Source organism: Microtetraspora fusca (assembly GCF_001570365.1).
In the GTDB taxonomy this organism is placed as follows: domain Bacteria; phylum Actinomycetota; class Actinomycetes; order Streptosporangiales; family Streptosporangiaceae; genus Microtetraspora; species Microtetraspora fusca.
On sequence record NZ_BBYK01000103.1, the window covers coordinates 1 to 10,618 of the forward strand.

The 10,618-nt window shown below is 70.2% G+C and carries 8 protein-coding genes and 3 pseudogenes; 6 read left to right on the forward strand and 5 right to left on the reverse strand.

Annotated elements, in window-relative coordinates; genetic code table 11:
- Together AWQ68_RS40100 and AWQ68_RS45880 are read left to right on the forward strand one after the other, a co-directional pair.
- Positions 1 to 637: pseudogene (locus tag AWQ68_RS40100) on the forward strand (hypothetical protein); the annotation flags it as partial.
- 27 nt (positions 638 to 664) lie between these two features.
- Positions 665 to 769: pseudogene (locus tag AWQ68_RS45880) on the forward strand (DDE-type integrase/transposase/recombinase); the annotation flags it as partial.
- A gap of 22 nt (positions 770 to 791) precedes the next feature.
- Here the strand turns inward: AWQ68_RS45880 and AWQ68_RS40105 are convergent.
- Positions 792 to 1,490, reverse strand: a complete 699-nt coding sequence (locus AWQ68_RS40105) for a DUF2306 domain-containing protein (RefSeq protein ID WP_084464949.1) — start codon at positions 1,488 to 1,490, stop codon at positions 792 to 794.
- 269 nt (positions 1,491 to 1,759) lie between these two features.
- Here AWQ68_RS40105 and AWQ68_RS40110 point away from each other — a divergent pair, with 269 nt between their 5' ends.
- From AWQ68_RS40110 to AWQ68_RS40120, 3 genes are all read left to right on the forward strand, one after another.
- Positions 1,760 to 2,944, forward strand: coding sequence for a sensor histidine kinase (locus tag AWQ68_RS40110; protein ID WP_066951973.1), 1,185 nt, complete (start codon positions 1,760 to 1,762; stop codon positions 2,942 to 2,944).
- Entirely contained in the window at positions 2,941 to 3,630 is a 690-nt protein-coding gene (locus AWQ68_RS40115; RefSeq protein ID WP_066951975.1) for a response regulator, read from the forward strand. The genes AWQ68_RS40110 and AWQ68_RS40115 overlap by 4 nt, the downstream gene beginning before the upstream one ends.
- Positions 3,631 to 3,991: 361 nt before the next feature.
- The gene (locus AWQ68_RS40120) at positions 3,992 to 4,432 is read left to right on the forward strand and encodes a hypothetical protein (RefSeq protein WP_084464950.1); all 441 of its coding nucleotides are present in this window, start codon (positions 3,992 to 3,994) and stop codon (positions 4,430 to 4,432) included.
- Positions 4,433 to 4,545: 113 nt separating this feature from the next.
- Here the strand turns inward: AWQ68_RS40120 and AWQ68_RS40125 are convergent, their stop codons facing one another.
- The gene (locus AWQ68_RS40125; RefSeq protein WP_066951977.1) at positions 4,546 to 5,460 is read right to left on the reverse strand and encodes a hypothetical protein; all 915 of its coding nucleotides are present in this window, start codon (positions 5,458 to 5,460) and stop codon (positions 4,546 to 4,548) included.
- Complete coding sequence (locus tag AWQ68_RS46345; RefSeq protein WP_218007260.1) at positions 5,457 to 5,723, reverse strand: RNA polymerase sigma factor; 267 nt, start codon at positions 5,721 to 5,723, stop codon at positions 5,457 to 5,459. Before AWQ68_RS46345 ends, AWQ68_RS40125 begins: the two co-directional genes overlap by 4 nt.
- A gap of 234 nt (positions 5,724 to 5,957) precedes the next feature.
- Between AWQ68_RS46345 and AWQ68_RS40135 the strand changes: the two genes are divergently transcribed.
- Entirely contained in the window at positions 5,958 to 9,311 is a 3,354-nt protein-coding gene (locus tag AWQ68_RS40135; RefSeq protein WP_169809084.1) for a Tn3 family transposase, read from the forward strand.
- 60 nt (positions 9,312 to 9,371) lie between these two features.
- Here the strand turns inward: AWQ68_RS40135 and AWQ68_RS40145 are convergent, their stop codons facing one another.
- Positions 9,372 to 10,079 carry a recombinase family protein gene (locus tag AWQ68_RS40145; protein WP_218007261.1) on the reverse strand — a complete coding sequence of 236 codons (708 nt, stop codon included), beginning with the start codon at positions 10,077 to 10,079 and terminating at the stop codon, positions 9,372 to 9,374.
- Positions 10,080 to 10,168: 89 nt separating this feature from the next.
- A pseudogene (locus AWQ68_RS46430) lies at positions 10,169 to 10,399 on the reverse strand (hypothetical protein); the annotation flags it as partial.
- Positions 10,400 to 10,618: the final 219 nt, after the last annotated feature.

Sequence of the window (10,618 nt, forward strand, 5' to 3'; positions counted from 1 at the left end):
CCCCGCCGGCCTGGAGCAGGAGATGTGGTCGGTGCTCACGCTCTACCAGCTTCTTCGGACGGTGATGGTTGACGCCGCTGAGTCCCGGCCCGGCACCGACCCCGACCGCTGCGGCTTCTCCATCGCCCTGCAAGCCGCGCGCGACCTGGTGATTCGACCTGGCGACAATCCTGGCCACGCCACCGGCCTGGTAGGAGTTATCGGACGCCGTGTGCTGGCCGCACTGCTCCCACTCCGCCGCCCACGAGTCAGCACCCGCAAGGTCAAATCGCCCATTTCCCGTTACAACGAACGACTCAACGACGGCCGGCCCGACCACAGCCGCGCCATCACGGGCCTCGACATCACCCTCCTGCCGCCCCCACCCGCCCTGCCTGCCGCGTCCCGAGACGAGCGGTCCACCGCCCCGGCCAACCGCCGCAGACAACAACAGGTCCTGACCCTCCTCCACCGAGACCCCAACCGTCCCTGGTCGGCCCGCGACATCGCCCGTCACCTTGGCGATGTCACCCTGAACACCATGTATCGGCAGCTGTCGCGCTGGGCCGATGGACGACTCATTCGCAAGATCGGGCCAGGCATCTACACCGCCGGGCCAATCTCCGCATCGCTCTTGCCACCAGACCGGAAACCTTAACTACCCGGCCTTGGGGGAACCCCCGTGGTCTTGGACGTGTTCTCCAGGCGGATCGTCGGCTGGGCGATGGCCGACCACATGCGCACCGAGCTGGTGACCGATGCGCTGGTGATGGCGATCCACCAGCGCCGCGCCAGCGGTGCGCGGTGATCGGCTATCGGTAAGCCAGGCGACGGGACCGGATCCGAACGATCAGCCGCTGGGCGACCAACAGATTGATCAGCCAGGAGAGCCACGCTCCGCTCATATACGCCCAGTCAAAGGGAAGGGCGGTGCCGGAGAGGACCGCCAGCCAGAGGCGGAAAGTGACCGCGGCGAAAATGAGGGAGTACGACCTGATCATCCAGATCTGATGCTCGATGATCGCCCGGCGGCGGATCGTGGCGAACGCCATACCGGACGCGTGCAGCAGCACTATGGCGAGCCCGGCGAACCCGAGGGGTGCGACCGGCCAGTAGAGCCCCTTCGGCACCAGCAGCAGGCCGCCGATCCCGGCTGCCAGGGCGCTGAGCAGGTAGATCCGCCCGATCGCCCGGTGCACCGCCGGATGCCGCGCCCTGATCCGGGGCACGAACTGCCACGGGCCCAGGGCGAGCGCCAGGATGCCGCCGCCCACATGGAAGAGCAGTGGGACGAGATTCGCGACATAGACAGCGCCCTGCTGTGCGAGGAAGAGCTTGGGGTCGAGCGTGAAATAGCGCGCGGCGATCGCGGCCGTCATCGTGGCCAGGAAGGTCACGCAGATCCAGCCGCTCCGGCTCCGGTGCGGGGTCTTCTTCCCTGCGCTTCTGCCGGCCCGGTCGGCCTCGGCGGGAGCGGATGGGCTGCTGCTGGTGGGGACGGGAGTAGCCATGCCGGGAAAGCTACGGTCCGGTCCACGTGCGCTGCGTCCACCTGCGGGGGTCGATCTCGGTACCTCAGCAGGGGGTATCGGCGATACCAGCTATACCGGCGAAACCAAGAGCATCCAGGCAGCCAACGATTCAGGAGACCGGCGCGCATGTACCCCACCAGGGGTACGGACCGCCTACCCTTCCCGGGCAATGTGCGGCGCGCCGACTGTCGCTAGGCTCGGTTCGATCAAGTCGCCGCGCGGCGGTGACGCCAACCCCCGGAGCTGCGATGAGTCGGCCGAACTGGACCAGTGCGCGCGCCACCGGGCGCCTCCGGTCACTGCCGGCCGGACCCGCCGTCTGGCGCCGGCTGCGCCCGAGTACCGCGGTGCTCGACCTGGCGCTCGCCGCCGCATTCCTGGCCGCGATGGTGGTCGAGCGGTTCAGCGTGGCGGCGAGGATCGGCGACCGGATGCCCGCGGCGCTCGCGCTGAGCGTGTTGATCGCCGGGGCGCTCGCCGCCCACCGGAGGCTTCCGCTCGCCGCGTACCTGGTCGGCTCCGCCGCGTTGTCCGCCGAGGCCCTGTTCATCGTGCCCAGCCCGGTATCGCCATACGCGAACCTGCTCGGCCTGTACTCGCTCGGCCTGCGCGGCACGCGCGCCCAGGCCAGGCTGGGACCGGTCATCGTGCTGCTCGGCATGGTCGCGTATTTCTCCGGACCCACGCACACCTACCAGATGGTGCCCGCCGCGGTCCTGTTCGTCTGGTTGCTGGCCTGGGCGCTCGGCTACGGCTGGGCCCGGCGGCAGGAGGAGCAGGAAGCGGCGCGCCGAGTACTGCGCAACCAGGTGGTCACCGACGAGCGGGTGCGGATCGCCCGGGAACTGCATGACCTGGTCGGGCACACCCTCAATGTGCTGCTTGTGCAGGCCGGCGCCGCCCGTCGGCTGCTCGACCGGGACCCGGAGCAGATCCGCGGCCTGCTGGGCACGATGGAGCACACCGGCCGGCAGGCGCTGGAGGAACTGGACCGGGTACTCGGCCTGCTGCGCCAGGAAGAGCCGGGCCTGCTGCCGGGGTTGGCGCAACTGGCATCGCTGACCGAGCGGATGGAGCAGGCGGGGATCCGGGTGACCGCCCGGGTCGACCCTGCCGTGCACCAGGTGCCGCGCCCGCTCAACCTGTCGGCCTACCGGATCGTTCAGGAGGCGCTGACCAACACGGTCAAGCATGGGCGCGCCGCCCGGGCCGAGGTCTCGGTCCATTGCGACGGAGACGTGCTCGACGTCGAGATCCGGGACGACGGCGTGGGCGTGGCCGGCGGCTACGTGCCAGGCCGCGGCCTGCGAGGCATAGCGGAGCGGGTCCGCGAGTTCGGCGGCAGCGTGGAGCATGGCGCCGGCCAGTGCGGCGGTTTCCGGCTGCATGCCGTACTCCCGATTCCGGGCACCCCGGCGGCGGTGGTCCCGTGACCATCAGAGTCGTGATCGCCGACGACGACGCCCTGCTGCGCACCGGGATCGCCCTGATACTCGGCAGCGCGGACGGAATCGAGGTGGTCGGCGAGGCCGCCGACGGGCTGCAGGCAGTGGAGCTGTGCCGGGCGGCGGTGCCGGACGTGGTCCTGATGGACGTGCGGATGCCCGGCATCGACGGGGTCGAGGCGACCCGCCGGATCGTGGCGGCGCGGCCGCCCACCCGGGTGCTGGTACTGACCACTTTCCACCACGACGACTACGTGTGGGGCGCGCTGCGGGCCGGCGCCGCCGGATTCCTGCTCAAGCGGGCCTCCCCGGAGCGCCTGATCGACGCCGTACAGACCCTTGCCGCCGGGGAGTCGGTGTTGGACCCGGCGGTGACCCGCGACCTGGTGACCCAACTCGTCGCCGCTGGCCCGGGGCGGGCGCGGCCCGGGCCGTGCGATCGGCGGCTGGCCCGGCTGACCGCCCGGGAGCGGGAGGTGCTCCGGCAGGCGGCCGAGGGCTACTCGAACGCGCAGATCGCCGAGCTGCTCCTGCTCGCCGAGTCCACGGTGAAGACCCACCTGAAGCGGATCCTGGCGAAGATCGACGCGCGCGACCGCGCCCAGGCGGTCGCGATCGCCTATCAGAGCGGACTGATGGCGTCCGAGGGCGACGCCTCCCGGGAACGGGACTGACCGGAACCTCAGGACCCGTCGGTAGAGGATCACGTTCACGATCTCGCACATTGCGTATCGGCCCTGATATGAGCAGTGCCAGCCAGCCGATCATCCTGACCGGCAGCCGAAACAACATGAGAGACGAGCTTAGAAGACCAGGTCAGGCCCCTCATCACCAGTTTCTGGCACCGGATAGGCGTGGTCGCTGGTTGGGCGTCCTGTAGGCCGGTTGACCACTCGAGTCGCCGAAGCCGGCCAACCGCCGGCGCCGCCGACCCAGGAGTGGGTCTGGCCCCACCCACCCGTACGGCCAAGCCCATATCGGGTGGGTCAGGCGCTTCATACGATCGCTACCGCAACGACACGAAGGAGCAGGATCATGGCGAACGCCGGCGACATCACGACCGCGACGGCACACCTCGGCGATGCCCCCACCCAGGAGGCCTTCGCCACGGTGAAGAAGTGCATCACGCTCTTCGGCACCGTCAGCGCCATCGTCCTCGGGACGGTTGCCGTGATGGCGTTCACCGGCCACGAGGCGACCTCGTTCATGTGGATCCGGGGAGCCATCATGCTCGCGGTCACCCCGCTGATCTACCGGATGGCTGTCCGCGCTTCAGAGGGGTCGTACAAGGCTTTCGACCGCGTTCGCACCCTGTCCACCATCTTGCCGGTCGCGATCACCGGCGTCGACCTGATCCCCGGCCTCTGCCCAGCGTGGTACGCCGTGCTCCAGGGGCTGTCCGCGCTGGCCCTCATCGCCGTTGCCTTCATCACCTGCGGTTCCGCGCTGCGCGCCGCCTTCCCCGAGAAGAAGTGAAGTCCTGAGGACCTGCTCCGCCCCCATCGCGACCGCGTCACCGGCCGGATTCGCCGTCACGTGGGTGTACCGCTTCGTCGCGGTGAGATGGGAGTGGTGGTCAACGCCCGCGGTCAGTCGGATCCGCCCGAGGCAGGCCGAGTCAGCTCCTGAGTTGTACGGCCCGTGAGTTCCTCGACGCGAACCTGCCTGGTCGACCCGTCGCGCAGCGTCAGGGTGGCGCCGCGGATCTCCGGCGTGGTCGCCGCGTTCTCCTGCTGTTCGGTCGTTGGGGCGTCGGGCCACCATACGGCGACGTGTCCTTCTCGGACGGTCGCGGTCACCGGCCCCTTGGCCACGGTGTCGAAGACGACACCGAGGACGTCGGCGCCGACGCGCCCGCGGACGCCTCGGATGCTGCCCGAGGACGTGCTCATCACCTCTCCCAGGGCGACGAGCACCGACTTCGGCGCCACGGCTGGCGCTGGCGGTGACTGCGGAGTCGCGCTGCTGCCCGTCATGCCCACGACCGACCCGTCGCGCACGTAGCACGTCGACTCGCTCGGGCTCGGCGCGCGATCGGTCAGGTAGACCAGGACCAAGGAACCGCGCGCTTCGGTGATCACCGGACGCATCCTCGACTCGTCCACGTCCTTGACGGGCCTGGGGTCGTCGAGGATTGCCTTGACGCACGCCGTCTCGGCCTGGCGTGCTGCGCTTGTGGACAGGGCTTGCGGTGTCGCCGACCAGGCCAACGCCTGACCGCCGCCGAACAAGGACGGTCCGGCCACGAATCCGACGGTGACGGTAGCTGCGACGGCGCCGACGGCGGCTGCTCGTCGTGCCGCCGTCAGCCGCCGTCGGGGCCGCGGGGGCGTCGCCGTCGGGACGGACATCTGGTCGCCAGCCCCGGAAAGTGCCCGACGCAGCACCTCCTGCGCCTTCGCGTCAGAGCCGGTGACGAGGTCGGGGCTTGTCACGGCCGCGTCGAGGCTGGCAAGGGTCTGGTCGAGCCGGCCGTCGGTGAGCGTGGTCTTGGTGTTGTTCATGCCGAACTCCCTCGGGGCGTGGCGGTGACTGCCCTGGTGGCAGGGGTCTGGGGCAATGCCTTGGTATGGGCGCGCAGGGCCTTGCGGGCACGGCTCAGGCGCAGGCGGTAGGCGACCGGAGAGATGCCCAGAACCTGGGCCGCCCGGGGCGCGTCCAGCCCGTCCCACACGGTCAGGGCCAGCGCCTCCTGATGTACCGCGGACAGCCGAGACCACGCCCGGGCCAGATCGACTCGCCAGGCAACCAGATCGGCGTCGAGCACTCCGACGTCGCCGTGAGCCGTCGGGTCCTCGGAGATGCGAGGGGTCAGCGATGCCCAACTGCTCAGCGAGGTAGTCCACGACCTCGGCAGGGACCTGACGAGGGTCAGGGAAGGCCCGCGAGGAGGATCGGAACGGCCAGTAGCGACAACGACTGGATCTTCACCTCGGTTTGATCACTTGGCTCGTTTGGCCTGTTCACGGCTCTTACGTTGCTGGGCATACCAGTGGATTTCTTGTCTGATGAGCAGGTGGCCAGGTACGGGCGGTTCGCGGTGGAGCCGTCGCCGGGTGAGCTGGAGATGTTCTTCCGGCTGGATGAGCGCGCGTTGACGCACGCCCGCTCGAAGCGGGCGCCGGCGAATCGGCTGGGGTGGGCGGTGCAGTGGTGCGCAGTGCGGATGCTGGGCGCCTTCGTGACCGAGGACCTGTCGGCGGTGCCGGAGGTGGTGGTCCGGTTCGCCGCGGACCAGGTCGACGTCGATCCGGCGGAGTTCGGAGCGTATGCGGAGCGGCGGCAGAGCCGGTACGAGCATGCGTGGGAAATCCGGGACGCCTTCGGCTACCAGGAGTTCGAGTCGGCGGAGGAGCAGGTGCGCGCGTTCGTGGGCGCGCGGGTGTGGGCGTCACAGGAAGGGCCGCGGGCGCTGTTCGACCGGGCGGTGGTGTGGCTGGTGGAGCATCGGGTTCTGCTCCCGGGGATCACCACGCTGACGCGTCTGGTGGCCGAGGTCCGCAGGGCGGAGAACGCCCGTCTGTACGGCCTGCTGGCCGAGCGGACTCCAGCCGAGACCGCCGCGGCGTTGCGGGGCCTGCTGCAGGTGCCCGAGGACCGGCGGGTGTCGGAGCTGGAGCGTCTTCGCACCTCGCCGGTCAAGGCGTCAGGCCGGGTGCTGGTGCGGGAGCTGGGCCGGGTGTCGGAGATCGCCGGACTGGGCACCGGGCGGGTGTCGACCGAGCCAGTGCCGGCGGCGAAGCTGGCGGCACTGGCTCGGTACGGGATGGCGTCCAAGGCCCCGACGCTGCGGGACCTGGAGCCGGTGCGGCAGACGGCAACGCTGCTGGCCACGGTCCGGCACCTGGAGACAGCGTCGATCGACGACGCGTTGGACGTGCTGGACCTGCTGATCACTTCGAATCTGCTGGCCAAGGCGGAGCGGGCGGGCAAGGCCGAGCAGTTGCGGACCCTGCCCAAGCTGCGCAGCGCCGCACGGCATGTCGCCTCGGCGATGGAGATCTTGATGGGCGCGCCGCAGGCGACCGAGGACCGCCTCGTCACGTTGGCGGAGGTGTGGAACGAGATTGAGCGGGTGGCGCCGCGGGAGAAGCTGTCGGCGGCGGTTGAGGTGATCGCGGCGTTCGTGCCCGAGTCCGACGATGACGCAGCGGCGGCGTGGCGGGCCGAGTTGGTCAAGCGTTACAGGACGGTGCAGCAGTTCATCGAGCTGCTGCTGGAGACGATCGACTTCCGCGCGGTGGAGGCCGGGCGGCCGGTGCTGGCGATGGTGGCCGCCGCGGCCGCGATGGCCAAGGCCCGCCGCCGCTACGACCGCGCCGACATCGCCGCGCACGAAGAGCTGGTCACCGGGTCGTGGCGGCCGCTGGTGTTCGCCAATCCCGACCTGCCCGCAGGGCAGGTCGACAAGGCCGCGTTCACGCTGTGCGCGCTGATGCACCTGCACACCGCGCTGCGCCGCCGGGATGTGTTCGCCGCTGGCGCCGACCGGTGGAGCGACCCGCGCGCCCGCCTGCTGGAAGGCGAGGGTTGGGACGCGGCGCGGCCGCGGGTGCTGGCGGCGCTGGAGCTGGAGGAGGAACCGGCCGGGCATCTGGCCGAACTCGCCTCCGCGCTGGAGGGCGCATACACCCGGGTACTGGACGGGCTCGGGACCAACACCGCGATCCAGTTCGTCGGCGGACGTCTGCGGGTGGAAAAGCTCGGGCCGCTGGCCGAGCCGCCCTTGATGACCGAGTTCCGCGCCCTCATCGACCAGATGCTGCCGCGGGTGGACTTCCCCGAGCTGCTGCTGGAGGTGTTCGACCGCACCGGCCTGGCGAGCGACTTCACCCACATCTCCGGCGCCGACTCACCGATGGAGGACTTCGCGGTCAGCCTGTGCGGGCTGATCGTGGCCGAGGCGTGCAACGTGGGCCTGGTCCCGATCGAGAAGCCGAACGTGCCCGCGCTGACCCGCGCACGCCTGCAGCAGGTCGACCAGGGGTACCTGCGCGCCGAGACGATCTCGGCGGCCAACGCCCGCATGATCGCCGCCCAGTCCGGGATCGACATCGTGAACTGCTGGGGCGGCGGGCAGATCGCCTCGGCCGACGGGCTTCGGTTCGTGGTCCCGGTCGCCAACCTGCACACCGGCCACAACCCGATCTACTTCGGCCGTCAGCGCGGCGCGACCTGGCTGAACGTCGTCAACGACCAGGTGATGGGCATCGGCGGCCTGGTCGTGCCCGGCACGTTGCGGGACCCGCTGTTCATCCTGGACGCCATCCACACCATCGACGGCGGCCCGCGGCCCGAGACGGTGATGACCGACACCGCGTCCTACTCCGACATCGTGTTCGGGCTGTTCGCGATCTGCGGCTACCAGTTCTCCCCGCGCATCGCCGACCTGGGCGACACCCGGCTGTGGCGCACCAACACCCGCGCCACCTACGGACCCCTCGATCACATGTCCCGCCACACCGTCCGCCTCGACCGCATCCGCGCCCGCTGGGACGACATGCTGCGCGTCGCCGGCTCACTCACCACGGGCAAGGTGCGGGCCTACGACCTGATCCGGATGCTGTCGCGCGACGGCCGCCCCACCGGCCTGGAGGACGCGTTCGCGCACTACGGCCGGATCTTCAAGACCCTGCACCTGCTGCAGTTCATCTCCGACGACTGCTACCGCCGCATGATCGGCACCCAACTCAACGTCCAGGAAGGCCGCCACCGCCTCGCCCGCCGGATCGCCTTCGGCAACCGCGGCCAGCTCCGCCAGCGCTACCGCGAAGGCATGGAGGACCAACTCGGCGCGCTCGGCCTCGCCCTGAACGCCGTGGTGTGGTGGAACACCCTCTACCTGGACGCCGCCGTCAAACAGATCCGGCCGACGGGTTCCCCGCCACCGACGACATGTGCGCCCGGCTCTCACCCATCGCCTACGAGCACATCAACTTCCTGGGCCGCTACGCCTTCACCCGCGCCGAAGTCGCCGCCGGGCTGCGTCCCTTCCACGACCCGGCCCACGAAGGGGACGCATCCCCCAGTGCGATGCCAGCATCAACGTCATGAAGTGGTGGCGAGGCAGACCCGCACGACCCGCAGACACCGATCCCGAGCTCGCCGGCATCCGGCAAGAACTGGTGTGGAAGTTCGGGGAGGAGATCGCCTACGCCATCCGGCTGACCGCCAAGGATGCGACGCTGATCTGGCGTCCGACCTGGCCGGAACCGCTCCCTGTCGACGAGGCCCTGCAGCAGATCGACGGCATACTCAGCGAGCGGTTCTCGCTGCTGACCGCCATCAGAGTGGCAGTCCAGCCCACCGCGAACGGCCGCTGGCTGGTCTGCACGCCGGACACGAAGGCCTCTGACCGGCAGTACCCAGCCGGCTCCTCGAGGCGGGGCTTGAGCAAGCAACCGAACGGCGGTGCTCAGGCAGGCGCGTCCATCGCCCGCTGGTCGGCGTCGGCCTGCTCCGCCTCGGCCAGGGCGCGGTACAGCGAGGCGACCGAGGGCGGCGTACCCGCGTTCTTCCCGGTCGCGATCTTCAGCTTGGCGGCGATCGCAGGCACGGGGACGCCCTTGGCGCGCAGCGCCAGGGCGAAGGTGAGCATGTCGTCGTCGATCACCTTGGGGCGGCCGCCGTGGTTGCCCTTGGCGGCGGCAGCCTGCTGGCCTTCCAGGGTCTTGTCGCGGATGTAGTCGCGATCCAGCTGGGCGGCCACCGCCAGCACCGCGAACAGCATCGCGCCCAGCCCGTTCGGGTCGTAAATGCCCGTCAGCGGCCCCGACAGCAACTCCAGCTGGATCCCGGCGGCCTGCAGACCACTAGCGAGCGTCATCAGTTCGGCGGCGTTGCGCGCGGGCCGCTTGAGCTCGTGCACGGTGAAGATGACCGTCTGCCCGGGCGCGGCCGTCTTGATCTCACGGCACAGCGCGAGCGAGGCCTCCAGCTCGGGCCGCACCTTGACGCGGGTGGAGATCTTCTCGGAGAAGATCCGGGTGCATCCGGAGGCGCGCAACGCCACGAGTTGGCTGTCGAGTTCCTGGCCCTGGTGGAACAGCGCGCGTACCCGATCCGGATCGGCGGCGCGGCCGGGCCGATCTCGGCGGCCGGCACCGGCGGCAGCGCCTGCCATGGCGCGCCGGGCCGGCGCCCGGCCGGGACGGGCACCTCGAGCAGGTCGCGCAGTGCGGACACCAGGATGAACCGAGCGGTGTGGTACTTGGCCGCGACCTTGCCGCCTCGGGTGCGGCACGGCGAGGGCGCCATCACCTCACATGCCGGGCAGTCGTGAGCCTCGACGGCGTCCGCCGCCTCATCCGGGGTCAGCTCCACCCGGCCGTCTCGCAGAACCCTCTCCCATAACCATCGAGTTCTGCGAGGAATTCTGAGAATCGCGACCTGGGCGGACACGGCGTCGCCGCGGCCGTTCGCCGGTCTCGCACAACCGGTCATTTCTGCGAGCACACAGTCACCGCCATCGCGCACAGCTACTTTGCGGCTCGTCGCATGTTTCCGACCCCCAGGGCCCGCTCGGCGGGTCGGCAGAACGCGCTCGGCATCGTCGACCAGTCCGACCAACGGCCTTTGACAAGCGCACGGGGGTCACCTCACCGGAGGGTTCCTAGGGCCTGTATCGAAGTCCGCGCTGGTGCGTGAGTCGGTCTGGGTGCC